This window comes from Empedobacter brevis NBRC 14943 = ATCC 43319, assembly GCF_000382425.1.
Classification (GTDB): domain Bacteria; phylum Bacteroidota; class Bacteroidia; order Flavobacteriales; family Weeksellaceae; genus Empedobacter; species Empedobacter brevis.
This window is the reverse complement of the sequence record NZ_KB908291.1, coordinates 271457-297792: the sequence shown is the minus strand read 5'-3', so window position 1 is coordinate 297792 and position 26336 is coordinate 271457. Positions and strand designations below refer to the sequence as shown.

General features: G+C 32.3%; 29 protein-coding genes. 19 read left to right on the top strand and 10 right to left on the bottom strand.

Features of this window, described 5'->3' with window-relative positions; genetic code table 11:
- Positions 1-6: 6 nt before the first annotated feature.
- Complete coding sequence (locus tag H277_RS0101475) at positions 7-663, bottom strand: HAD family hydrolase (RefSeq protein ID WP_026357338.1); 657 nt, start codon at positions 661-663, stop codon at positions 7-9.
- Positions 664-974: 311 nt separating this feature from the next.
- Between H277_RS0101475 and H277_RS0101465 the strand changes: the two genes are divergently transcribed.
- The 9 genes from H277_RS0101465 (at position 975) to recN (ending at position 8801) form a co-directional block, all read left to right on the top strand.
- Complete coding sequence (locus H277_RS0101465) at positions 975-1355, top strand: hypothetical protein (protein WP_146810299.1); 381 nt, start codon at positions 975-977, stop codon at positions 1353-1355.
- Between the two features lie 257 nt (positions 1356-1612).
- A complete protein-coding gene (locus H277_RS0101460) occupies positions 1613-2080 on the top strand; it encodes a hypothetical protein (protein ID WP_019973788.1) in 468 nt (155 codons plus the stop codon).
- A gap of 233 nt (positions 2081-2313) precedes the next feature.
- Positions 2314-3192 (top strand): 4-hydroxy-tetrahydrodipicolinate synthase, encoded by an 879-nt coding sequence (dapA, locus tag H277_RS0101455; protein WP_019973787.1) that lies wholly within the window; start codon positions 2314-2316, stop codon positions 3190-3192.
- A 12-nt stretch (positions 3193-3204) separates the two neighbouring features.
- Entirely contained in the window at positions 3205-3711 is a 507-nt protein-coding gene (locus H277_RS0101450) for a ferritin (protein ID WP_019973786.1), read from the top strand.
- A gap of 81 nt (positions 3712-3792) precedes the next feature.
- Positions 3793-4671 (top strand): outer membrane protein assembly factor BamD, encoded by an 879-nt coding sequence (locus H277_RS0101445; RefSeq protein WP_019973785.1) that lies wholly within the window; start codon positions 3793-3795, stop codon positions 4669-4671.
- Between the two features lie 27 nt (positions 4672-4698).
- Positions 4699-5022 (top strand): DNA-directed RNA polymerase subunit omega, encoded by a 324-nt coding sequence (locus H277_RS0101440; protein WP_019973784.1) that lies wholly within the window; start codon positions 4699-4701, stop codon positions 5020-5022.
- Complete coding sequence (gene coaBC, locus H277_RS0101435) at positions 5022-6221, top strand: bifunctional phosphopantothenoylcysteine decarboxylase/phosphopantothenate--cysteine ligase CoaBC (RefSeq protein WP_019973783.1); 1200 nt, start codon at positions 5022-5024, stop codon at positions 6219-6221. Before H277_RS0101440 ends, coaBC begins: the two co-directional genes overlap by 1 nt.
- Positions 6222-6227: 6 nt before the next feature.
- Positions 6228-7136, top strand: coding sequence for a type IX secretion system protein PorD (gene porD, locus H277_RS0101430; RefSeq protein WP_019973782.1), 909 nt, complete (start codon positions 6228-6230; stop codon positions 7134-7136).
- Entirely contained in the window at positions 7137-8801 is a 1665-nt protein-coding gene (gene recN, locus H277_RS0101425; protein ID WP_019973781.1) for a DNA repair protein RecN, read from the top strand.
- A 52-nt stretch (positions 8802-8853) separates the two neighbouring features.
- Here recN and H277_RS0101420 read toward each other — a convergent pair whose 3' ends face one another.
- Together H277_RS0101420 and H277_RS0101415 are read right to left on the bottom strand one after the other, a co-directional pair.
- A complete protein-coding gene (locus tag H277_RS0101420; protein WP_019973780.1) occupies positions 8854-9726 on the bottom strand; it encodes a nucleoside phosphorylase in 873 nt (290 codons plus the stop codon).
- Positions 9727-9791: 65 nt separating this feature from the next.
- Positions 9792-10121: a translation initiation factor gene (locus tag H277_RS0101415; protein WP_019973779.1), complete on the bottom strand. Its 330-nt coding sequence runs from the start codon at positions 10119-10121 to the stop codon at positions 9792-9794.
- A gap of 97 nt (positions 10122-10218) precedes the next feature.
- On the opposite strand from H277_RS0101415, the gene H277_RS0101410 reads away from it, so the two are divergent.
- From H277_RS0101410 to H277_RS0101380, 7 genes are all read left to right on the top strand, one after another.
- The gene (locus H277_RS0101410) at positions 10219-10434 is read left to right on the top strand and encodes a hypothetical protein (protein ID WP_019973778.1); all 216 of its coding nucleotides are present in this window, start codon (positions 10219-10221) and stop codon (positions 10432-10434) included.
- Positions 10435-10499: 65 nt separating this feature from the next.
- Entirely contained in the window at positions 10500-10853 is a 354-nt protein-coding gene (locus H277_RS0101405) for a YkvA family protein (RefSeq protein ID WP_019973777.1), read from the top strand.
- A 162-nt stretch (positions 10854-11015) separates the two neighbouring features.
- Entirely contained in the window at positions 11016-11477 is a 462-nt protein-coding gene (locus H277_RS0101400) for a MaoC family dehydratase (protein ID WP_019973776.1), read from the top strand.
- Positions 11478-11578: 101 nt separating this feature from the next.
- Positions 11579-12493 (top strand): tRNA (adenosine(37)-N6)-dimethylallyltransferase MiaA, encoded by a 915-nt coding sequence (gene miaA / locus H277_RS0101395; RefSeq protein WP_019973775.1) that lies wholly within the window; start codon positions 11579-11581, stop codon positions 12491-12493.
- Between the two features lie 3 nt (positions 12494-12496).
- On the top strand, positions 12497-12988 hold the full coding sequence (locus H277_RS0101390) for a 3'-5' exonuclease (RefSeq protein ID WP_019973774.1): 492 nt from the start codon (positions 12497-12499) through the stop codon (positions 12986-12988).
- A 173-nt stretch (positions 12989-13161) separates the two neighbouring features.
- Positions 13162-13929, top strand: coding sequence for an isocitrate lyase/PEP mutase family protein (locus H277_RS0101385; RefSeq protein WP_019973773.1), 768 nt, complete (start codon positions 13162-13164; stop codon positions 13927-13929).
- 40 nt (positions 13930-13969) lie between these two features.
- Entirely contained in the window at positions 13970-14737 is a 768-nt protein-coding gene (locus tag H277_RS0101380) for a methyltransferase domain-containing protein (protein ID WP_019973772.1), read from the top strand.
- A gap of 46 nt (positions 14738-14783) precedes the next feature.
- Here H277_RS0101380 and H277_RS0101375 read toward each other — a convergent pair whose 3' ends face one another.
- From H277_RS0101375 to H277_RS0101365, 3 genes are read right to left on the bottom strand one after another with little or no spacing between them, the layout of a single operon-like run.
- A complete protein-coding gene (locus H277_RS0101375) occupies positions 14784-15971 on the bottom strand; it encodes an aspartate aminotransferase family protein (protein WP_019973771.1) in 1188 nt (395 codons plus the stop codon).
- A 2-nt stretch (positions 15972-15973) separates the two neighbouring features.
- Entirely contained in the window at positions 15974-16522 is a 549-nt protein-coding gene (locus tag H277_RS0101370) for a hypothetical protein (protein ID WP_019973770.1), read from the bottom strand.
- A gap of 39 nt (positions 16523-16561) precedes the next feature.
- Positions 16562-18199, bottom strand: a complete 1638-nt coding sequence (locus H277_RS0101365; protein ID WP_146810297.1) for an OstA-like protein — start codon at positions 18197-18199, stop codon at positions 16562-16564.
- Between the two features lie 279 nt (positions 18200-18478).
- Here H277_RS0101365 and H277_RS0101360 point away from each other — a divergent pair, with 279 nt between their 5' ends.
- Positions 18479-19399, top strand: coding sequence for a Dyp-type peroxidase (locus tag H277_RS0101360; protein ID WP_019973768.1), 921 nt, complete (start codon positions 18479-18481; stop codon positions 19397-19399).
- A gap of 43 nt (positions 19400-19442) precedes the next feature.
- Here H277_RS0101360 and H277_RS0101355 read toward each other — a convergent pair whose 3' ends face one another.
- Complete coding sequence (locus H277_RS0101355; protein WP_019973767.1) at positions 19443-19895, bottom strand: Fur family transcriptional regulator; 453 nt, start codon at positions 19893-19895, stop codon at positions 19443-19445.
- Between the two features lie 195 nt (positions 19896-20090).
- Here H277_RS0101355 and H277_RS0101350 point away from each other — a divergent pair, with 195 nt between their 5' ends.
- Both H277_RS0101350 and H277_RS0101345 read left to right on the top strand, forming a co-directional pair.
- Complete coding sequence (locus H277_RS0101350; protein ID WP_019973766.1) at positions 20091-22430, top strand: ATP-dependent helicase; 2340 nt, start codon at positions 20091-20093, stop codon at positions 22428-22430.
- Positions 22431-22666: 236 nt separating this feature from the next.
- Entirely contained in the window at positions 22667-24130 is a 1464-nt protein-coding gene (locus H277_RS0101345) for an alanine/glycine:cation symporter family protein (RefSeq protein WP_019973765.1), read from the top strand.
- Positions 24131-24181: 51 nt separating this feature from the next.
- Here the strand turns inward: H277_RS0101345 and H277_RS0101340 are convergent, their stop codons facing one another.
- From H277_RS0101340 to H277_RS0101330, 3 genes are read right to left on the bottom strand one after another with little or no spacing between them, the layout of a single operon-like run.
- Positions 24182-24700, bottom strand: coding sequence for a YceI family protein (locus tag H277_RS0101340; RefSeq protein ID WP_019973764.1), 519 nt, complete (start codon positions 24698-24700; stop codon positions 24182-24184).
- A 36-nt stretch (positions 24701-24736) separates the two neighbouring features.
- Entirely contained in the window at positions 24737-25555 is an 819-nt protein-coding gene (gene ygiD, locus H277_RS0101335; protein ID WP_019973763.1) for a 4,5-DOPA-extradiol-dioxygenase, read from the bottom strand.
- A gap of 26 nt (positions 25556-25581) precedes the next feature.
- Positions 25582-26154 carry a YceI family protein gene (locus H277_RS0101330; protein ID WP_019973762.1) on the bottom strand — a complete coding sequence of 191 codons (573 nt, stop codon included), beginning with the start codon at positions 26152-26154 and terminating at the stop codon, positions 25582-25584.
- Positions 26155-26336: the final 182 nt, after the last annotated feature.

The window sequence follows — 26336 nt, the reverse complement described above, 5'->3', positions numbered from 1 at the left end:
AACAATTTACTGCAAACCGATTATATAAGTTGCATCAATCGAATTAAAATCGTCAACAATTGCATCCGCTTTGTCTAAATTTTGTTGTTTTGAATTTTTACTTTTATAACCCAAACAATACAACCCCGCACCATAAGCTGCTTCCACTCCATTTGTACTGTCTTCGATAACTATACATTCCGAATAATCAGATTTCGCTAAATCTGCTGCATGAATAAAGATTGCAGGATCAGGTTTAGATTTCGGAAAATTTTCTCCGGAAATTTTATGTGTAAAATATCGGTTCAGTCCAAAGCGATTAAAAACACGATCTATTGTACTTTTCGAAGCAGAAGAAGCTAAAATTAATTCTATTCCATTTTCATATAAATCGTTGATTAAATTTTCTACTCCTTCGATTAAGTATAAATCGGGCTTTGTATCAAATGCTTCATTAAAAATGGTACGTTTTCTTAAAACTAAGTCATTTACTTCTTCTCTCAAATCAAATTTATTCTTCAGAATCTGGTAAACATTTTTTGTGGATTGCCCCGTAAATGTAGCAAAAAGCTCTTCCGTGACAGGAATATTCAATTCTTTATAATGTTCAAAATAAGCATATTTGTGCACAGGTTCTGTGTCTACAATTACACCATCCATATCAAATATTACCGTTTTAATCATAATTTATTTTTAATAGATATTTTAAGGAAGTATACTTATTTTAAGGTAGTACTTGCAATGTTTTTGCAATATTATAGAAAGTTTTATAAAACACAAAACATGTGAAAACTTCTCTAAGTTTCGCCAAGTTTTCTCTTTGTTTCTTTTCAACAAAATAAGAAAAAATAAAATAGTGTAAAAACGTAAAAAATTCAAACATCAGTTAAAATTTTATTTATATTTATAAAAGCTCCTATTACTCATTTAAATTATAAACACTTTGAATTATCCGTTCATTTTTATGATGGAAATAATATATTAAAATGTCTACGATGAAAATAGAAGTTGAAGTTTTTTGCTTGGGAATAAAAAAATACCTGGGAGATGATGATTTAGTTACATTTCTACCTACTTATTACAATGTTTTTGGTAATTCTAATTTAATTGATGAATTCAATAATCATTTCACCATCGATTATGATTTTATCAATAACCTACGGTCTTTAGATACTTTTTTTCCTGAATGTTTAACGCCAAAAACAAAAAGAAGTAACTCACTTTATAATATGTTTCTAGACACTCCGCTTGCATTTGCTATCAATCAAAGAGAATGGAGGTCAAAAGACAGATTAGTGATTACACTCATTCCTTTTCATATTGATTTTAAAGGATTATTATTACAAGATATGCGTAATTTAAACTTTAGTCAATAAAATAATAATTTACGATTTCACATATTTTTTTCAATTGATTTTTTCTTGAAAACAAATTCGTAATCAAGTTTTTATTCGATTAGAAATGGAATTTATTTTTTAGAACAATTATAAACAAACTACTTATATCACTGTAAACAAATTCAATACATCTGATTTAATGTTTATTCTAAATGTTAAAATTTAACATTAAAGTAACATTTGCATACTTTTTGTAAAATTCATGGCATAACGTAATAGAACTAAAAAAATATAAGATGAAAAAAGTATTATTAGTTGCTGTAATGGCATTAGGAATTTCTCAAGTAAATGCTCAAAACTATAGAAATGCTTTAGGTGTTGTCGTAGATTTAGGAGATGGAGAAACCCTTGTAGGTCCACAATTCAAACACTCTTTTGATGGAAAAAATGCGGGTAATATACAAGTGATGTTTGGAGATCATATCACGGTTTTAGGTGCAGATTATACGTATAATCAACCTTTTTCCGGAACAAATGGATTGGGATGGTATGTTGGTGTAGGACCGCAATTATCTTTTGTTGACGGAGGTAAATTTGAAGATAAAACATATTTTGCTATTCGTCCGCAAGCCGGTTTAGAATACAAGATTCCGTCAGCTCCATTGGCTTTACATTTTGATTGGAAACCGTGGTGGAACTTAACAAACGATTCTAACTTTGAAGCCGGTCGTTTTTCTTTAGGATTTAAATACACTTTTAACTAATCAATAATAGAAAAAGAAAAAACCACTCGAATGAGTGGTTTTTTTATAAGTAATATCATAAAATCGGAGTATAAATTAATTTTATTCCTGTCAATTAATCGTTATTTTTGAATAATGAATGATTATATTTTGAATTTTTCTAAGACCAATTATAGATTAATGGTATAATTTGATTATTCAAGATATAATTCCGAATTTTAACCTATTATTAGATTTAATAACATTTATAGAAGATGAAACAATTAATTGGGACAGGAGTTGCTTTGGTTACACCTTTTCAACAAGATGGTACAGTAGATTATATTGCTTTAGAAAAATTAGTAAACTACAGTATCGAAGGCGGTGTTGAGTATTTAGTTATTTTAGGAACTACTGCTGAAGCAGCAACACTTACAAATGATGAGAAGAAACAAGTAATCGAAACAATAAAGAAAGCAAATGCCAACCGTGTTCCGATGATATTGGGTATTGGTGGAAACAATACTGCTGAAGTTATTAAAGAATACCAAGAAACAGATTTAAGTGATTATATGGCTATTCTTACTGTTTCTCCTTATTATAACAAACCAAACCAGGAAGGAATCTATCAACATTACAAAGCAATTGCAGAAAGTACAGATGCTAACATTGTGCTATACAATGTTCCTGGCAGAACGGGCTCTAATATTGCGCCGGAAACAACTATTCGCTTAGCGAATGAGTTCAAGAACATTATAGCGATTAAAGAAGCTTCTCCGAACTTCTTACAGTCAACAGATATTATTCGCATGAATACGCGCGAAGATTTTCATATCATTTCCGGAGATGATGAATTTGCATTACCAATGACTTTAGCCGGAGGTTCTGGTGTAATTTCTGTAATTGGACAAGGAATTCCTGTAATTTTTACAGATATGATTCGTAAAGCATTAAACAAAGAAGCAGATGCTGCTTACAGCGCTCATTACAAAGTCGTAGAAATTACACGTGCTATTTTTGAAGAAGGAAATCCATGTGGAATTAAAGCAGTTTTAAATAACAAAGGGGTTTGTCAACCATTCACAAGATTACCTTTAGTTCCTGCTTCAGAAAATTTAACAACCAAGATTAATCAATTATTATCAAACATCTAAAAAAATAAAACTATGATAAAAGATACCGTATTAAACGCACTGAATAAACAAATAAAATTAGAAGGAGATTCTTCTCAATTATATTTAGCAATGGCTTCTTGGGCAGAAGTGAAAGGTTTAGAAGGAACTGCAAACTTCTTATACTCTCATGCTGACGAGGAACGCATGCATATGTTAAAATTAATTAAATTTATCAACGAAAGAGGTGGAAAAGCATTTGTCCCACAAATTGAAGAACCAAAACAAGATTTTTCTACATTGAAAGATGTTTTTACTGCAATTCTAAAACATGAATGTTTTGTTTCTGATTCAATTAATGAAATTGTCGGATTAACATTAGAAGAAAAAGATTATTCTACGCACAATTTCTTACAATGGTATGTCTCTGAGCAAATTGAAGAAGAAAAATTAGCACGAAATATCTTAGATAAATTAGAAATGATTGGTTCTGATAAAGGAGGACTATATCTGTTTGATCGTGATGTCGTTACATTAAGCACAGACGCAACAGCAGAATAAATCAAAACTTTGAGATTTTATTAAGAGGATAAGAAAATATTTTTTTATACTTTAGTCCCCAAATTTTATTAAATTTGCAGAATGTTTAAAAAACTAAGCTTACTAGTTTTAATTGGCGCTTCATTAGTCTCTTGTAACAAGACCTACAACAAAGCGATGAAAAGTACGGATAAGGATGAGATCTTTGTATTGGCAACTCAGTTATACCAAGATGGTAAATATGACTTGGCAAACGAGTTATATGAAAAAATTTCAACCTCTTTCGTAGGAACGGAAAAAGCAGCTGATATTGCCTATAATATGGCAGAAGGTAATTTCAACGAAAAAAGTTATCGTTTAGCTGGCCATCAATTTAAGAGTTTCGCAGGAGCATATCCAATGGATGCTCGTGCAGAAGAAGCTTTGTTTAAATCTGCTTTTTCATATTACAACGATTCACCAAAATATGACTTGGATCAAACAAGTACATATACAGCGATTAGTGAATTGCAAGGATTTATCAATGCGTATCCTGAATCGACTCATGTTACTGATGCAAATAATTACATTACAGAGCTTAGACAGAAATTAGAAAAAAAGTCTTTCGAAATTGCAAAAGTTTATTACAAAACAATGAAATATAAGGCTTCCGGTGTCGCTTTCGATAATATGATTGATGAATATCCGGATTCTAAATTCCGTGAAGAGGCAATGATGTATTCATTGCGCTCTAAAACTGAATTAGCTTTAAACTTTTCACGTTTAGAAAATAAAGATTTACGTCTTCAAGACGCCAGAACTCAATATCTATTGTTAACAAGATATTATCCGGAAACTAAATTTAAAAGCGAAGCGGATAAGTTAATGGAAAAAATAGATAAAGATATGGCTGAAACTAAAAAAGCATTGGCTAGTTTAGAAGAAGCCCGTAAAAAAGTTGAGGCAGAAAGTGCTGTCGAAACTGCAAAAAGCAAAAATTAATAATAAAATAAATATAATTCTTTCATTATGAATTTCAAGGATATCGGTGCAGCACCAACAACACAAACTTATGATCGTAATAAAATCGATGAGAAAACAGGAAACTTATACGAATCGATTGTAATTATGGGAAAAAGAGCAGAACAAATCAACCAAGAAATGAAAACTGAATTAATTCAGAAATTGGATGAATTTGCTGCACACACAGATTCTTTAGAAGAAGTTTTTGAAAACAGAGAGCAAATCGAAGTTTCAAAATTCTACGAAAGATTACCAAAACCGACTTCTATTGCGGTTAAGGAATGGTTAGACAATGACGTATATTACAGAAATCCAAATGAGGATAAATAATGTCTGTTTTACATAGTAAAAAAATTCTTTTGGCAGTTTCTGCCGGAATAGCGGCCTACAAAGCCGCTTTTCTTGTTAGAGGACTTATCAAAAAAGGAGCTGAGGTCAAAGTAATTATGACGCCGGAAGCTCAAAACTTTGTTACTCCACTTACACTTTCTACCCTTTCCAAAAATCCTGTTGAATGGGAATTTTTCGGAGACAAAGGAGATTGGAATAATCACGTCGAATATGCACTTTGGGCAGATTATATGCTTGTTGCACCCTGCACAGCAAATACACTTTCTCACATGGCCGACGGTACATGTGATAATTTAGTTTTAGCAACCTACCTTTCTGCAAAATGCCCGGTTTATTTTGCTCCTGCAATGGACCTGGATATGTATAAACATCCTTCAACACTTGAAAATATTTCAAAACTAGAATCATTCGGGAATATTTGTATTCCTGCCGAAGCTGGAGAGTTGGCAAGTGGATTAGTGGGAGAAGGCAGAATGGCTGAACCTGAAAACATTATTGATTTTTTAGAACGTACAATTGCAGCGACTCTTCCACTTTATGGAAAAAAAGTAGTGGTTTCTGCAGGTCCTACATACGAAAACTTAGATCCTGTACGTTTTATAGGTAATTATTCTTCGGGAAAAATGGGGTTTGAGATTGCAAAAGCTGCAGCGGATTTAGGTGCAAAAGTTACCTTGGTGAGTGGTCCAAGTCATGAATCTGTAATGGGCTATCCGATTGAACGAATTGATGTTGTTTCTGCACGTGATATGTACAATGCAATGCATGCTAATTTTGCAGATGCAAATGTTGTGGTGATGTCAGCAGCCGTAGCAGATTATCGTCCAAAAGAAACAGCTGAACAGAAAATAAAAAAAGAGAATGATGATAATTTAATCATCGAATTGGTGAAAAATCCTGATATTCTAAAATCGTTGGGGGAAATCAAAACGCACCAACTATTGGTTGGATTTGCGTTGGAAACAAATAACGAAGAAGAATATGCAAAGAAAAAATTAGCCAAAAAAAATCTGGATTTTATTGTTCTAAATTCAATGCAAGACAAAGAAGCCGGTTTTCAGAAGAACACAAATAAAATTACAATTATCGACAAAGATTTATCCATGCAACAATTTGAAGCTAAATCAAAAGCGGATGTTGCAAAAGATATCTTGAATGTTATCTTAAATAAATTATAACAACAAATGAAGAAATTAGCCTCAATTTTCTTTTCAACATGTTTAGCTGTTTCAGCTTTTTCACAGAATCTTATCGCAGATGTGAAAGTTGATTATTCAATGGTTCAAGGTTCCAATACCCAAATTTATCAAACTTTGCAAAAATCATTGACTACATTTATCAATTCGACAAAATGGACAAACGACAGATTGAAAACCTATGAAAGAGTTGAAGCCAGTTTTGTCATTAATATTAAGGAGAGAGAAGGAAATAGATTAAAAGGTTCCATTTTAGTACAATCTCGTCGCCCGGTGTTTAATTCAACCTATTATACTCCTATCTTAAATTTGTCGGATGACAATTTTACATTTCAGTACCAGGAATTTGAAGAATTGATTTTTAATGACCGCAAATTCAGCGGAAAAAACCTGACAGATGTAATCACTTATTATGTTTATCTCGTTTTGGGGTATGACGCGGATACGTTTTCAAAAGAAGGCGGAACTGAATATTTTAAAATGGCTAAGAAAATTGCAGATTTTGGACAGGCAAACAATAATTTTTCGGGATGGAGTGAAATGGATGGTTTAAAATCCCGCACATCTTTAATTAATAATATCATAAAAGCAGATAATTCGACCTTACGCAATATCAGTTATCAATACCACCGAAATGGCTTAGATATTATGGCTGAAAATGAATTGAGAGGAAAAAATGCTATTGGAAATACTTTATTACAACTAGAGTTTTATCAAAGAGGAAATTTTTCTCAATTTTATCCATTGGAACTTTTCTTAACTGCAAAAAATAGCGAAATTAGTCAAGTGTTTTCTGGAGGACAAACGTCTACAGTAAATATTGAAAAATTAAAAGAAATTTTAAATTCTATCGCACCGAAATATGGGGATAGTTATTGGAACAAATTAAAAAAGTAAATGTTACGAACTCTTCGCGTTAATAATTTTGCAATTATCGATCAGTTAGAGATTGATTTTCATCAAGGTATGACTACCATCACTGGTGAAACCGGTGCTGGAAAATCGATTCTATTAGGAGCTTTGAAATTAGTTTTAGGAGAACGTGCAGACTTAAAGGCCTTGAAAAATGCCAATGAAAAATGCATTATTGAAGCTGTTTTCAACATTAAAGATCTTGAATTAAATCATTTTTTTAAAGAATATGATTTAGATTATGAAGATGAATCTATTCTTCGAAGAGAGTTGTTGCCATCGGGTAAATCTCGTGCTTTTATCAATGATACACCTGTCAAAGTTTCTATTCTACAAGAATTATCTGAACTTTTAATTGATATTCATTCTCAATTTAATACCCCTAAAATTTTTGAAGCTGATTTTCAATTGTCTATGTTGGATATTTATGGAGAAAATAAAGAATTAGTAAAGGATTACAGAAAGTCTTTTGACCACTATCTTTCGATTAAAAAGAAAATTAAAGAAGCCCAGAATTCCCTTGAAAACCAATCGCAAGATTTAGAATATAAATTACATTTATGGGAAGAATTGAACAATGCTTCTCTTAAAAATGAGGAATTAGAGGAATTAGAATTCGAAATTAAATCATTGTCAAATGTGGAAGAAATCATTTCTACATTAAATGAAACCTATCAATTTTTAGAACATCCTGAGATGGGAATTATTTCTCAATTGAACGAGGCAAGTAATAAATTGAATAAAATTTCAGATTACAATTCACATTATAACTCAATTTACGAACGGCTAATTTCGTCTAAAATTGAACTTCAGGATATTTCGGGAGAAATGAGTCATTTGATCGAATCTACAGAGATTAACCCTGAACGTTTACAGGAAATTACAGATCGTTATGATTTGATTCATCGATTATTGCGCAAACATAATGTACTGACGGTTGACGAATTGATTGTAAAACGAGATGAATTAGAATCCCAAACTTCTGGTTTTGATAATCTAAGTGATTTGATTATTCATTTGAATAAAGAATTGAATTCTATTTCTGAAAAACTTGAAAAACAAGCTCTAAAAATCAGAAAAAACAGAACCTCTACTCTTGAAATTATTCGAAAAAACATTTTGAATACCTTATCTCAATTGGGGATGGAAAATTCACAATTAACGATTCAATTGAACGAAACATCAGATTTTACACCTACCGGTAAAGACGACGTTTTATTTTTATTTTCTGCAAACAAAGGAATGGAACCTCGTATTTTCGAAAAATCTGTTTCCGGAGGAGAGCGCTCACGATTGATGCTCGCAATTAAAAAATTATTGGCAACGCATCAACATTTGCCTACTCTAATTTTAGATGAGATCGATACTGGTATTTCCGGAAAAGTAGCCAACGAAACAGGGAAAGTTATGCAATCTATGGCAGATAATATGCAGCTTTTAGTGATTACGCATTTACCTCAGGTTGCTTCAAAAGGAAATCATCAATTAAAAGTTTATAAAGAAGTCGTTGAGGAAACAACACAAACAAATGTTATTGAATTATCTCAACAAGAACGTTTAGAAGAAATTGCCCAAATGATTTCCGGATCTGAGTTAACAGATGCTGCTATCAGTCAGGCGAAAGAATTGATGAACTTGAATGAAATATAAATAAAAAAGTGCGAGAAATTCTCGCACTTTTTATGTTATAATGAAAATCAATTTACTTTGTTAATTTCTCCAAAGAATATTCAATCATTGCATCAACTGCTTTATAAGAATCTGCACTAAATTCACCTAAAATTCTATTCGCAACAATTGCATTTACAGATAAAGCCTCGTGTCCCATCATGGCAGCTAAACCATAGATTGCCGAAGTTTCCATTTCAAAATTTGAAATTCTCAATCCATCATAATTAAAAGATGTTAAACGTTCATTAATGTCTGCAGGATTTGGTTGCAATCTTAAAAAACGTCCTTGAGGTCCATAAAAACCACATGCAGTCGCTGTAATTCCTTCAATCGTTTTTTCTGATGCTAATGTATTCAATAACGATTCAGATCCTTTTACTAAATAGGGGCGAGATTTATTTACAGACCACTCAACATGCTGGATAAAAGCATCTTCTATTTCTTTATTCATCACGGCTTCACTGCCAACATAATAATGTAAAAGACCATCTAACCCTAAACCGTGAGAACCGATCACAAAACTATCAACCGGAATATCTGCCTGCAAAGCTCCTGAAGTACCTAAACGTACAAATGATAATTTTCTGAAATCTTTTTTAATCTCTCCGGTTTCTAAATTAATATTTGCCAACGCATCTAATTCTGAGAAAACAATATCAATATTATCTGTTCCCATTCCTGTAGAAATTACCGTTAAACGCTTTCCGTTCAACGTTCCTGTATGGGTTACAATTTCTCGTTTAGAAGCTTTATGCTCGATAGAGTCAAAATGTCTCGAAACTTTTTCGACACGATTAGGATCTCCAACTGTTATTACAGTATCTGCTAAATGTTCTGGTTTTATATTACAATGGTAAATGCTTCCGTCTGCATTTAAAACTAATTCTGATGCTGCTTTACTCATGATTTTATAATTAAAAATAAGGGAACAATATACAATGTTTATTTGTAAAAATGGCAAAGAAATTATTAACCACCTACTCTTTTCACTTTAAATCCTTTATCTTTCAGAAAAGTCATGATCTTATCACGGTAATCTCCTTGAATAATGATAGATTCATCTTTAAAGCTTCCTCCTACACCTAAAAATACTTTAATTTCTTTTGCCAATTGTTTGAAATCTTCATCTGCTCCTGTGTACCCTTCAATTACCGTTGTTGGCTTTCCTTTACGTTTTTCGTATTTACAAATTAACGGATCTTCTTGCATCCACAATTCATTTTCAACCTCTTGATTTTCTTCCGGTTCTGATACATGATCAGGAAATAAGTTTTTTAATTGATCGTGTAAATCATTCATTGATACCTAATATTATATTAAACAAAGATAATATTATCTTACAAGAAGACATTAGAAAACCTTTATTTTGTAATTTTACAACGTAAAGACAATCATCATGAATAAAGAGGAGATTTCGAAAGAAATTAATTATAAAGGACACACGAAAAAATTTACTGTTGCCATTGAACAATTACCCGCTTTCAATCCTGAAACGATGGACAAAGTAAAATATGAAGAAACGCAGAAAGCTTTATATTTATTAGCAGAAGAAAAGCTTGAAAATCAAAAATTTGAATGGATTTTTTCAATTGAGCAAGAATTACAACAATAACTGACACTTATAATATTGGCATGTACTTTGTATTACCTAATACGTTTTTAAACATATTTGGTAAAATGAAAAAATCAAAATTCTTTAAAGTAGCGGGAGCTGCAGCTATGGCTGCTCAGAAAGACAAATCTTTTTTTGAAAAGGTAAAAGCATTTTTCAGAATGTTAGGTGATTACAAAAATGGAAGTTATAAACCTGACAATATGAATTTGTTTATTGGATTTGTAGCAGCTTTGTATATTATTTCTCCAATTGATATCATTCCCGAAGCATTGTTTGGTCCTTTCGGATTGATTGATGACTTTGGTATTTTACTTTTTGGAATGAAATATTTTAATAAAGAAGTCATAAAATATTTGGCTTGGAAAGATATGCAAAAAGCATATACGAATATAGAGGATGCTAAGATTATTGAATAACAACAAATTAAATAAGTAACAGAAATCCGATTGAACAATTCAATCGGATTTTTTTGTATTTAAATGCATCTATCGTTTTATAAGTATAAATAAAATTTATTTATCTGCTGATTATTCATTAGATTTGAGCAAATAACATTACTAAAACTAAAACACCCGAAAATGGTAATTATTCATAATTTTGAAGAGTATAAAGCTTTTGAAGGAAAAGAAATCGGAAAGTCAGATTGGCATACAATTAATCAAGAACAAATAAATCGCTTTGCTGATGCAACGTTAGATCATCAATGGATACATACAGATCCTGAAAAAGCAGCTTCTGAAGGTCCTTTCAAGAAAACAATTGCTCATGGGTATTTGACTCTTTCTTTGATTCCTTATTTATGGGAGCAAATTGCAGAAGTTCGAAACATCAAGATGTTAATCAATTATGGTATTGAAAATCTAAAATTTGGCCAAGCTGTTTTAGTTGATAGTGAAGTTCGACTAACAGCAAAATTAAAATCCATTACGAATTTAAGAGGAATTGCGAAAGTTGTTATTGAAGCTAACCTAGAAATCAAGGACAATCCAAAACCTGCATATACTGCAGATGTCGTTTTCTTGTATCATTTCAACGATTAATTATAATTATATAATAGCATTCTACAAAGCTTCTATTTCCAATAGAAGCTTTTTTCTTTTTCACAAAATATCGAAGTATCTTGCACCCGATTTTATAAAACATGCAAAAAATTCAACAAAACAACACGTTGATTTCTATCGTTGGCCCAACTGCAATTGGAAAAACAAACCTGGCAATAGAAATAGCGAAACATTATCATTCAGAAATTATTTCTTGTGACAGCAGGCAATTTTTTAAAGAAATGAAAATTGGTACCGCTGTACCTTCTAATGATGAATTGAATCAAGTAAAACATCACTTTATTCAAAATATTTCAATCCACGAAAAATATTCAGTTGGAGATTTTGAACGAGATGGATTAACCTTTTTGGAGGAATATTTCAAAACAAATCACATTGGTGTAATGGTAGGCGGTTCGGGTTTATACGAAAAAGCAATCACAGTTGGTTTTGATGAATTTCCAGATGTAGATTCTTCAATCAGAGAGCAACTTAATCGAGAGCTTGAAGAATTTGGAATAGAGAAACTCCAAGAAGAATTGAAAAATGTTGATCTTAACTATTATGAAGAAGTTGATGTCCATAACAAACAACGTGTAATTCGTGCTCTAGAGATTTACAGATCTTCGGGCTTACCTTTCTCTCATTTCAGAAATCAAGACTTGAACAAACGTCCATTTAACATAATAAAGATAGGGTTAGAACTTCCACGTGAAGAAATGTATGATCGTATCAATCGAAGAGTTGACATGATGATGAATGAAGGTTTAGTAGAAGAAGCCAATTCTTTATTTCATTTAAAAGAATTAAATGCTTTACAAACTGTTGGCTACAGAGAATTATTTGATTATTTTGAAGGAAATATTCCACTAGATTTTGCCGTTGAAGAAATCAAAAAGAATACCAGACGATTTGCGAAACGTCAAATGACTTGGTTTAAAAAAGATAAAAAAGTGAATTGGTTTTCTCCCTTCGAAAAAGAATCGATTATCAATTTTATAGATACTGCATTATAAAGAATGGAAAATTTTGTCGCAATAGATTTTGAAACAGCAAATAATTACCGTAATTCTGCATGTGCTGTCGGAATAGTTACAGTAACAGACCATATCATTACAGACGAGTATTACACACTAATTCAGCCTCCTCGTAATCAATACAATTATCACAATATTTTGGTTCATGGAATTCGTCCTGAAGATACAATTGATGCACCTACTTTTGATGATGTTTATTTCGAAATAAAACACCGATTACAAAACCAGGTTGTTGTAGCACATAATGAAGCTTTTGACCGTTCTGTTTTAAAACATACAATGGAATTTTACGGTCTAAATTATTCTCAACTTAATCTTTCTGAACGTTGGGAATGTACCTATAAAATTTTCAAGCAAAAAGGGATCATTCCTACAAAATTATCTGATTGTGCACGAAAATTTAATCTTCAACTTAATCATCACGAGGCATTGTCTGATGCTAAAGTTTGTGCACAGTTGTACTTGTTAAAGTGATTATTTTTATCCATTATTATACTTAAGCATTTTTAATTCATTGAAGATAAAAGTATAAACAACTTATATTTAATATTTTAAACATTTTTAAATACTTACAAACGTTTACAAATATTTACAAATGATAAATTGAATGGTTATTGCTACAAACATTTAAACACAAAAAAATAATTATGTCTGTACAAAATTTCAGGGAATTACATAATCAGGATTACCCACTTGTTATTGCAAATGTTTGGGATGCAATAAGTACCAAAGCTGCCGAAAAAGCAGGTTTTTTAGCTGTTGGAACTTCTAGTCATGCCATTGCGAATATGTTAGGTTATGAAGACGGTCAGAATATTTCTTTCTACGAAATGTTATATATCATTGAACGGATTTCCAAGTCTACGTCTCTTCTTGTTTCTGCCGATATCGAAAGTGGTTTTACTGAAGATTTAGAAGCATTAAACGATTATATAGAGAAACTCGTAGATGTTGGAGTTGTCGGAATCAATTTGGAAGATGGAAATACTGATGAAGAAAAAAGAAAACTATCCAATCAGCTTGTTTTAGAAACCAAAATAAAATCAATCAAAGATGACTTAAAATCTAAAGGCAAAGATATTTTTATCAATGCCCGTATAGATACTTATACAACAAAATCCGAAAACACATTGGACGAAACAATACGAAGAGGAAAGTTGTATAAAGAGGCAGGTGCTGATGGAATTTTTGTTCCTTTAATTGAAGATAAAATGGAAATTGAAAAAGTTATCAATGAAGTTGGTTTACCCTTAAATATTTTTATCACACCTACATTAAATTCATATAAAACAATAAGTGAGCTGGGCGTACACCGAATTTCGAGTGGAAATAAAGTTCATCATAAAGTAACTGAATTTACCAATAATTTTTTCGAGGAGCTATTGGATTCAAAAGATTTCTCTAAATTATTATAACTCCCCTACTCTTTTTAAATGTTTCATACTATTTTAAATTATGCCTTGGAATCCTGAAATATACAATCATTTTAAAGATATTCGCTATCAGCCATTTTATGATTTGTCACATCTCATTTCGGCTGAACATCTCAAAAATTGTATTGATGTGGGATGTGGAACCGGAGAACAAACAGCTATTCTTGCAAATAAATTTGAACAAGCTCAATTCTTAGGAATTGATTCATCAAAAGAGATGCTGGAAAAATCAAAAGAATTTGATTTATCAAATCTTCATTTCAAACAACAAACAATCGAAGAATTTGCAGATTCTGATACAAAATGGGATTTAATTTTTAGCAATGCTGCCTTGCAATGGTCTGATGACCATCAGAAATTATTTCCTAAGTTAATTTCAAAACTGAATAAAAAAGGACAGTTTGCTGTGCAAATGCCTTGTCAGAAAGATAATATTTTGAATGTTTTGTTACGTGATTTAGTTAAAGAAAAACCTTATTCTGATTTCTTAAATGGTTTTTACAGCGACTCTCCTTTGCTAACCATAGATGATTATGCAAAAATTATGTTTGATGAAGGATTGAACGATTTAAATATCAGTGTAAGAATTTATCCTATTTATGGTAATAATGAAATCGATTTTTATCGATTCATTTCCGGTTCAGCTTTAATTCCTTATATGGAACGTTTGACACCGGAACAACAGGAACTGTTTACAACTGAGTATCAATCCCGAATAAAGAAGTATTTCACAACTTTCCCTGCCATTTATCCATTCAAACGAATTTTATTGTATGGTAAAAAAGTATAAAAAATAAAAAGAGCATCATTTAAATGATGCTCTTTTTATTTTTTATCTAATCTAAGTCATCTAAAACAGATTTCAAAATCTCACAACCTTTTACGATATCTTCATCAGAAATATTAATTGGAGGTGTGATGCGTAATGTTTCGATGCTGTACATTAACCAAAAAATAATTAATCCACGATTCATGCATTCTGCCGCAACACGCAATGCATAATCCACATCTTTCACTTCTGGTGCTAACATCAAACCTTTTCCATGAATTTTTTTAATTTTTGGATGTTGAAGATGCTCTCTGAACAATTGTTCTTTGCGGTCAATATCCTCCATTAACTTTTCATCTTCTAAAACATTTAATAGTTCTAAAGCAGCAGCTGCAATTACAGGATTCCCTCCAAATGTTGTAATATGCCCTAACTGCGGATTTTGTTTCAACGAACTCATAATCTTATCAGAGGTCATAAATGCCCCAACAGGTAAACCACTTGCCATTCCTTTTCCCATTGCAACGATATCAGGAACAATACCAAAATGCTCAAACCCAAAAAGTTTTCCGGTACGTCCAAATCCCGGTTGAATTTCATCCATAATCAATAAAGCTCCAACTTCTTCGCAACGTTTCTTCAACTTCATAAAAAAGTTGTTCTCCGGCAAACGGAAACCTGATGCTCCACGAATACTTTCAACAATAACTCCTGCAGTTTCTTTTGTAATTTTTTGTAAATCTTCTTCGTTGTTAAAATCTATAAAATAAACCTCAGGCAATAATGGTCTGAAAGCAGATTTTTTTCGTTCGTCTCCCGATACGCTCAATGAACCATGTGTATTACCATGATAAGCATTTCGAAAAGAAATCAACTGACGACGGCCAGTAAAACGTTTGGCTAATTTAAGAGAAGCTTCAATAGCTTCAGTTCCTGAGTTTACAAGATATACCTGATCTAAACCTTCTGGCGTAGAATCAACTAAACGCTTGCATAATTCTACGGGTTTTTCTTGTGCATATTCACCGTAAACTGCAACATGCATATATTTGTTAACTTGTTCTATAATTGCCTCATTAATTCGAGGATGGCTATGTCCAAGTGTATTCACTGAAACACCAGCTACAAAATCAAGATAGGCTCTTCCATCCTTTCCATAGATATAAGAGCCTTTTGCATAATCAACTTCAAAACCGGATGCAAAATTTGTGGTTTGTGCCTGGTATTTGAAAAATTCTTCTTTTAATGTTCCCATTTTTATTTTAATAATAAAAGTACAGCTGCTCCGCCCATTGCATAGGCAGCAACAGTTAAAGCATCTGATTTACCTTTTGAAAATTTTCTTATTTTGAATGTAGAAATATCGTCTTTGTGAAACTTCAACTCTTTTGCTGTTCCTTTTACAACCGCATACAAGGTATCAGCTTTCCATTGCTTTGCCTCTATCGTATACTCTTTACCTTGTGAATCAACTTTATAAAACTGATCCGGTTTAATTATATCCGTAATTTTAATTGTAGAAGGATCTATGATAGGCTTTTCTGTATCTTCTTTAGTTTTTTGAACAACAGGCCCTCCTTCCTCATCTATTGCAGTAGCAGAAGATCTACTTGCATTTTGATTGGAATTCATACGTTCTCTTCTTAATTCTGCGATATCAGATTTAGAACGACTTCTTTCTTTTAAATTAGTCGTTTGCTCATTTTTTTTCGCTAATTCAGCTGCATATTCTTCAGGATCAAATACTTTATACGTATAACAGCTTGACAATAATAAAAGAGATAATATGATAGATGTTGTTTTCATGAATAGTTTTAAAAATTAAACGATTAATTTATGAAAAGATTATTTCGCTTCGATAAAAATATCCCGCCATTTGTTTAAACGTTCAGAAATTCTCCACTTAAAATCAGGTAAATAACGCATTTCTTCAGGAAATTTAGACAAAGGATACATTTTTCCATCCGATTTTATACGACATCCCACCATTTCAACATCTTTTCCTACCACATCAACTTCTATAATACCACAATACGAAATGTTAACTCCATATCGTTCTTTTACTTTCGTTTTTTGATCTGTATCATCCATATAGGTCAAAGCGACTGCATTTTCTTCCACATTAATAAAATCTATTTTATCATCCTGAAACAAAACCGTTAAATATTTTCCTTTGATTTGATGAAATTCGTTCTCAGCAAGTGAATCTACTTTTGCAATCACAAATGCATTATTGAAAACTTTCATCGAATCTATTTTTTCCGTTTTGGCATTTGTATAAGCTTCAATAAAATCGCCTGTAACCTGATTATCTCCGGACCAAAGAATAGGATCTTTGTAAAACTGCATCAGTCCTTTCGTTTGATTATAAATCAAAGAATCTGCTTTACCATTTGCATTCGATTTATAAAAACGAGCTTTATGAAATGCTTTTACAAGAGAAGTTGAATCTACATCGTGACGTTTTACAGCTAATAATGTATCAGCACTAATGTATAGGGAATCTTTATCAAATGCTTTTACAGCATATGCATTTTTTGTAACAAAAGCAGAATCTAAATATTTGAATGCTTCTCCATAATCTCCTTTCAAGAATCTTTTTTCAAGTGGGTCATCTAAAAAAACATCTCCTTCTCCTTTTCCAAACCCGGTTTTGTCATTAAAATAAAGATTCTTAGCTGTTAGGGTTTTATTCTGATAGTAGACTTTTGAATTGCTTCTTAGCCAAGCTTCTCCTGTTTTTTTATTAAAGTCCCCATCAGAAGTGATAATATATTGTGTAGGATCGTTGCGGCGTGTAATTTTTGAATAATCACGAAATGTTGTGATTCCGGTGATATCATTCGTTGTCATCTTTCTCGAATAAATGGTATAGTCTTTATTCGTGATAAAAACTTCTGAACCAAAATTTGCCGATTTAGATTTTACATTGTACACCACATTCCGTCCTTCAACTAAAGTTCCGTCCGAACCAATTGTCTTGTACGTATCATTCACAATGATATTTCCTGTCAATCGTTCATAAATCATTTTTTCGGAACTGATTTGCTGTGTTGGCGTTTTCACCTCTACTTTCCCAATTCCTGTTGCAATTTCTGTTGTCCGATTATAATCCATATAATCTGCTGTAATACGAGAAGTTGGATCTGTCAATACCACATTTTTAAATGCTTTTGCAATGGTTGTATTTCCATCATATTCCATTTTGTCTGCAGAAATTGTTTTGTCTTTACTCACCAATTTAGCATTGGACCAAACAACCGCCAAATTTTTATCTTGGTACAAAACTGCACTGTCCGCCTGAACCAAATCTCCTTTATACTCAAGTACAACATTTCCTGTTAAGAACTGATTTCCTTCAAAACGATCGGGATAGCGTTCAACTAAATCAGCATGTTTCAGAACAACTTTTGCTTTTTTAGGTTTTTGCTGAGCAAAAATACTTAATGTCATAAAACATGAAAGTAATAAGGTCACTCTCATCTTTGTTTTCTGACTATTTATATAATTAATTAACAATTACTTATTTTTTTATTTGATCATTATTACACTTGTAAAAAGTGCTAGCCAAAATTAGTATTATTTTTTTAGTCCTAAAAATTATTTATACAGTTAAAACATGGCTGTTATACTTAAAATTTTCCTAAAATAAATACTTCTATCATTTAGTATTTTCAACCAAAATTCAATTAAAAAAATGCGCATTGTTTCTTTCATTCCGCTTTAAAATCATTAACTTCATACAAGATTAAATAAAGTAAAATGCCTAAACATCAAAATGTATTAGATTCTCCTAATACCAACACTGTTTTTATGGTTTGGAATTTCAAAGAAAACACCAACTATAAAGCTATCTTTAAAGACCTTTGTTCATTGGTTATCAATCTAAACCACACTGCCAATACACGATTTCCCGGAACACAATCTAGTGTCATTTTAGGAATTAGTTACGACGCATGGCTTAAACTTGATCTCCCTCAACCATTACCAAAAGAATTAAAACCTTTTCAGACAATTAAAGGAGAAAAACACCAAGCAATTTCTACAAAAGCAGATATTCACTTTCATATACGCTCTACTCATAAAAGTTATTGCATTGATATTGTTTCTAATTTAACCGATTTATTAAACGATGTTGCTATTTGCCAAGAAGAAATTCATGGCTTTAGGTATTGGGATGGGCGCAGTATTCTAGGTTTTGTAGATGGAACTGAAAATCCGCAAGGTGAAGAAAGAATAGCTTTTGGTTTAATTGGAGAAGAAGACATCAACTATCAAGACGGAAGTTATTTATTCGTTCAAAAATATATTCATAATATGCAAGCCTGGAAAAACTTAGCTGTTTCGGAGCAAGAAAAAGTCATTGGGCGAACAAAAACAGATGACATCGAAATGGACGATGAAGAGAAACCTTCTAACTCGCATTCAGCCTTAGCGAATGTTGGTGATGATAAAAAAATTGTTCGCGATAATATGCCTTTTGGCAATATGTCTACCAATGAAATGGGAACATATTTTATCGCTTATGCAAGAAAATTTAGTATTGTTGAAGAAATGTTAGAGCGTATGTTTATTGGAGAGCCTGCTGGGAACTACGACCGTATTTTAGATTTCAGCGAAGCTAAAACCGGAACTCTATTTTTTGTTCCTTCTTTTGATTTATTAGATGAACTATCCAATTAATCCCAATAAAAAAACCTTTTACTGAGAGTAAAAGGTTTTTTTATTATTTTTTATTTCGTGTACCATAAAAATACAACGAATGATTGTCTATTTTGATATCAAAAACTTCTTCTATGGTTTGTTTGATCGATTGAATTCTAGGATCACAGAATTCCAATACCTCTCCTGTGTCAGACAAAATGATATGATCATGATTTTTATCAAAATATGATTTTTCGTAATGTGCCTGCTGATCTCCAAATTGGTGTTTACGTACCAATTTAGCATCCATCAACAATTCTATCGTATTGTATAATGTAGCACGACTAACGCGATATTTCTTATTTTTCATTTTGATATACAACATATCAATATCAAAATGATCATCTGTAAAATATATTTCTTCTAAAATAGCATAGCGCTCAGGTGTTTTACGGTGGCCATGTTCTTCCAAGAAATTCGTAAACACTTGCTTTACTACTTCGTAATTACTTGATTTTACTGATTCATTTGTCATATAAAAAATTTGTGTAAATATACAGATTATTTCTATATTAAAATAACGATACGTTCTTCAATTGGTATGAATTTTCTATCTGTTTATAATATAATTTTATAATTACGCCATTTTATCAATACTCCTATTCTGAAAGACAGATAATCTTTTAAATTTATTTTATCCTTTTCAACACAAAGGTTAACTTTGCAAATGATGGAAGAAAATTATTTAGAAAAACTGAACGAACCACAGCGATTAGCTGTAGAAGCCACCGAAGGTCCTGTTATGGTAATTGCTGGTGCCGGTTCGGGGAAAACAAGAGTTTTAACCTATCGAATTGCTCATTTACTAAACAAAGGAGTTGATGCTTTTAACATTTTGTCATTAACCTTCACAAACAAAGCTGCACGTGAAATGAAAGAACGTATTGGACAAGTTGTTGGCGAATCAAATGCTAAAGCTCTTTGGATGGGTACTTTTCACTCTGTTTTTGCACGAATTCTTCGAGTAGAAGCTCCTTTATTGGGATACCCATCAGATTTTACAATTTATGATCAACAAGATGCTGTTTCCGTTATGACAAAGATTATCAACGAAATGCATTTGGATAAAGATATTTATAAGCCGAAACAAGTTTTAGGTCGTATTTCACAATATAAAAACAATTTGATTACTGTTCGTGCTTACCACAATAATCAAGCGTTAATTGAAGCTGATAATGAAGCCATGAAACCTCGTATGGGGGACATTTACAGAGCTTATGTGGACCGTTGTTTCAAATCCGGTGCAATGGATTTTGATGACTTATTGTTGCGCACCAACGAAATTTTGACCCGTTTTCCGGAAGTTTTAGCAAAATACCAGGAACGTTTCAAATACATTATGGTAGATGAGTATCAGGATACCAATCATTCGCAGTACCTGATCGTAAAAGCATTAGCTTCTCGTTATGAAAACCTTTGTGTGGTTGGTGATGATGCACAATCTATTTATGCGTTCCGTGGTGCAAATATTCGAAATATCTTATCGTTTAAATCAGACTACCCAGATGCTAAATTATATCCACTTGAACAAAATTACCGTTCAACACAAATGATTGTTGAAGCAGCAAATCAGATTATCAAACAGAATCAGGATCAATTAGAAAAAAACGTTTGGACAGCTAATGAAACCGGTGAAAAAATAGCTGTTTATCGTGGACTTTCTGACGCTGATGAGGCCCGTTATATTGCAACGCAAATTTGGGAAAGACAGATGAATGAACATCTTCAACCAAAAGATTTTGCCATTCTTTATCGGACAAATGCGCAATCACGTGCATTAGAGGAAGCCTTAAGAAAAAGAGGAATTCAGTACCGTGTTTATGGAGGAACATCTTTTTATCAGCGAAAAGAGATCAAAGACATGGTCGGTTATATGCGCTTATTGATTAATCAAAATGATGAAGAAGCTTTATTGCGTACAATCAATTATCCTGCACGTGGAATTGGGCAAACAACTATTTCAAAACTTTTGGTCGCTGCAGACCAGCATCAAATCAGTTTATTCTCATTGATAGAAAATATCGCAATGTACGCGCCAACAATTGGGATTAACGCAGGAACTGCTAACAAATTAAATGATTTTGTCTTGATGATTAAGCGTTTCCAGGTGATGTTAAAGTCGCATGACGTCTATGAAGTAACAATGGAAATGGCAAAAACAACACAATTGTTGAATGCGTTGAAAGAAGATTCTACTCCGGAAGGAGTTTCTCGTTTGGAAAATGTACAAGAATTATTAAATTCAATTCAGGGTTATGTAGAAGAACAACAACAATTGGATGAAGGAGACGCTTCTTTGGCCGGTTTCTTAGAAAATATTGCTTTAGCTACAGACGCAGATAACGAAGAAGACGATAATAACAAAGTTAATTTGATGACTGTCCATTTAGCAAAGGGGCTTGAATTTCCGGTTGTATTTATTGCTGGTTTAGAAGAAAATCTTTTTCCTTCGATGATGAGTGTCAATACTCGTGCTGAATTAGAAGAAGAGCGTCGTTTATTTTATGTTGCTTTAACACGTGCCGAAAAAGTAGCTTATATGACGTATTCTGTTTCTCGCTTTCGTTGGGGGAAAATTATCGATTGTGAACCTTCCCGTTTTCTAGAAGAAATCGATGATGATTTCTTAGAATGGAAAAATCTGAATATTTCTGCCAGAGCAAGTAATAATAGTGGTTTATCTGCAGATTTATTTGGTGATGAACCAACTCCTCAACATTATCAACAACGGGAAAAATCTGTCGCAAGACCAAATCCTAGAGCACGTGTAGAACCGGCTCAACCAAAAGCAAATTTTAAACCGGTTAATCAAACTAAAAACACCGGATCAGTAGCAAGCAACTCACAGGGTTTACAAATTGGCCAGGTTGTTGTTCATGATCGTTTCGGACGTGGAGTTGTAAAAGATCTGCAAGGAGAGCCTTCAGATATGAAAGCAATTATTCATTTTGATAATGCCGGAGAAAAGAAATTACTTTTAAATTTCGCAAAACTTAAAGTTATTCGTTAACATCAAATCAATAAAAAAGGCTGCATAATTAATGCAGCCTTTTTTATTGATTTTAAACATTTTATATCACACTAATTAAATAGTTCATTTAAATAGTATTAAAATTAAAATAAATTCTACATACATTTAGATTTTCTCTTTTTTTGAATAAATAGACATAATAAATATCATTATTAAGATTTTTTTAGCATTTTAGCAGAACAAATAAACACAAGAACAAAAAATTTTATACTCAAATGGATGATATCATCAATATCATAAGTAGCTACGTATGGTCGTATGCTTTAATTGGACTTTGCGCCTTAACAGGAATCTACTTCTCTATCCGAACAGGATTTTTACAAATTGTCTACATAAAAGATATGGTACGCCTTCTTTTTAGCGGGAAAAAATCTGCTAAAGGAATTACACCTTTTCAAGCTTTTTCTTTGGCCATTTCCGGTCGGGTTGGAACCGGAAACATTGTAGGTGTAGCAACAGCCATTGCGATGGGAGGTCCCGGAGCTATTTTCTGGATGTGGTTCATTGCTTTTTTAGGAAGTGCCTCAGCTTTTATAGAATCAACTTTGGGGCAGGTTTATAAACAAGAAATTGATGGCGAATACAGAGGTGGCCCATCCTACTACATCGAAAAAGGATTAGGAATTAAATGGTATGCTATATTATTTGCAATCATCACAATTATCAGTTGTGGGCTTCTATTACCCGGAGTACAATCGAACAGTATTTCTTCTGCTTTGAATAATGCTTTTGATGTTCCTCTCTATCACTTCGTTGGTATTCCAATCAACATTGTCGGTTTTATCATCATCGGATTATTGGCTTTAATTATTTTTGGAGGTGTAAAACGTTTAGGACAAGCTTCTGAATTTATCGTTCCATTTATGGCAGGTGCTTATATTTTGATGGCATTTATTATTATTGGGATGAACTTTCATCAAATTCCTTCTGTTTTAAAATTAATCCTTTCGTCAGCATTTAACCAAGAATCTCTATATAGCGGTGTATTTGGATCTGCAATCGCATGGGGAATAAAACGTGGTATTTACTCGAACGAGGCAGGACAAGGGACGGCTCCACATGCTGCTGCTGCTGCGGAAGTTAATCACCCTGCACAACAAGGTTTGGTACAAGCATTTTCAGTTTACATTGATACTTTATTTGTTTGTACAGCTACTGCTTTTATGATATTGTTTACCGGTAAATATAACGTTAGTCATCCTGAAAAAGCGGGTAGTTTTATCACACAAAATATTCCGGGAATTGACTACACAGGTTTTACTCAAGCAGCTGTTTCTTATCATTTTCCATCTTTCGGAAATAGCTTTGTTGCGATTGCCTTATTCTTTTTTGCTTTCACAACAATTATGGCGTATTACTATTATGCAGAAACGAATATTACCTACATTTTCAAAAAAGGAAACAGAAAGGTTTATGTATGGATTTTAAGAATTTGCTTTTTAGGAGCGACTTATTATGGAACCATCAAAACAGCTGAAACTGCTTGGGCAATCGGTGATATTGGTGTCGGCTTAATGGCTTGGGTAAATGTCATCGCAATTTTACTGTTAAGCGGAGTTGGTCTTAAAGTCTGGAAAGATTACAAGGAAAAGCGCAAAAAGGGAATTAAAAACCCCGGCTTTAATCCTAAAGAGATCGGAATTAAAAATGCCACTTTCTGGGAAAATAAAAACAAATAACATAAAAAAGCCACTTCAAGAGTGGCTTTTTTCGCTATTAAAAATTATAGATTATTGGGCTTGAGTAAACTCTAAATTTACCAATAATTTTACTTTATCAGAAACAACTAAACCTCCGGCTTCTGTTACTTGGCTCCACCCTAAACCAAAATCTTTACGATTGATATCGCCAGAAAACTCAAAACCGGCTCTTGTTAATCCGTAAGGATCTTTTATTACACCGCCAAAATCAGCTTCTAATGTAATTGGTTTTTTCTCTCCACGAATTTCTAGTGTTCCTTCTATTTTTCCATTTTTAATTCCTGAAGTACTTTCAAATTTTAATTCTGGAAATTGATCAGCTGCAAAGAAATCAGCTGATTTTAAATGACCATCGCGATCTGCATTTTTTGTATTGATTGAATCAATTTTCGCATCAAATTCAAATTTTGCATTCGAAAAATCGTCGCTATTGCTTTCTACATCAGCACTGAAATTATCAAAATTTCCTGTCACTGTAGAAATTACCATGTGTTTTACTTTAAATTGAACCTCTGAATGAGAAGGGTCTAAATTCCATTTTGTTGCCATAATGATTTGTTTTTATTGTGATTTAAATTGTTTAATTTATCCTATTTTAAATGATAACATTCCCAATGAGCCGTAAATAAGCTTGTCATTAAAAATTGTCACCTCTTCTTTTTTTCCTTGTAATGCCAATGCATAAACAGCAGGTAAATAATGCTCCATAGAAGGAATGGCCAGATTAAATGCGTTTCCTTTTTGTACAAAATTGAATAACTCATCATGATTCCCGGATTGCACAATGTTTTTGAAGCTATCATTTACTTCGTAAGCCCAATCGTATCCTGCGTTTGGCTCGTTCCAATTTAATGCTCTTAAATTATGAACAACATTTCCGCTTCCTACAATTAATACCCCTCTATGACGTAAAGCATCTAATTCTTTTGCCAGCTCATAATGTTCTTTTGGTGTTTTAAAAACATCCAAACTCAACTCTATCATTGGAACATCAGCATCTGGATACAAAAATTTAATGACACTCCATGAACCGTGATCAAAACCCCACATTTTATCCAGATCAATCGTTGTCGTTTTAATTAAATGTTTGACCTCTTCTGCCAATTCCGGACTTCCGGGAGCCGGATATTGAACATCGAATAAAGCCTGAGGAAAACCATAAAAATCGTGAATCGTTTTTGGTTGCTGTAAAGCCGTAACCTTCGTACCTTTAGTTTCCCAATGTGCCGAAATACAAATTATGGCATTTGCTTTAGGAATCGTTTTTCCAATATTTCTCCAACCTTCTACAAAAATATTTTCTTCGATTGCATTCATCGGTGAGCCGTGTCCTAGAAATAAAACAGGCATTTTTTCTGTTGCAGAAAAACTTGAAGTTATCGCTTTTAAAGTAGTATAATCCACTATTTTATGATTAATAATTTTATTTATTATTTTGCTTTAGGCGCAGCAAATTCTAAGTTTGATGTTAAGGTTACAACATCTCCTACAACAGCTTCCGGGAAGTTTCCTCCAATGTTGAAATCACTTCTTTTTACATCACCTTTCACAGTAAACCCATATGTTTTAACACCATTGTTATTAATATTTCCGTTATAAACCAATTTTAATGTAACTGGTTTTGTTACGCCATTTAATGTTAAATCTCCAATCATTTTAAATTGATTCCCTTTAACACGAGTAATACCTTTTGAAGAAAATTCTAATTTAGAATTTTTTGCAGTATTGAAGAAGTCAGGAGATTTTAAATGATTATCACGTGCTTCAATTCCTGTGTTAATCGAATTAACATCAGCAACTACATGAAATTTAGCATCGCTTAAATCTTCTTTTGTTAAGTTTAAGTGAACTTCAAAATTTTGAAATTGTCCCTCAATATCAGAAATTGTCATGTGAGAAACAGAGAATCCTAATTTTGAATGCGCTTTATCATTTGTATAATTTTGAGCAAATGCAGATAATGATGCTGCTGATAATATTAAAGTGAATAATAATTTTTTCATCTTGTTTAATTTAATCTTTTATTACTTATTGATGACACAAAGTTAGATGCTCAAAGAATGATTGCCATTGATGTAAATCAATAAATGAAATTTCTTTTGTTACAATTAAAATTCTAAGAAAAATCGTATCAATTAATATTCCAAAAAAGTAGACTAAACAATTTAATAACAATAAAAAAGCA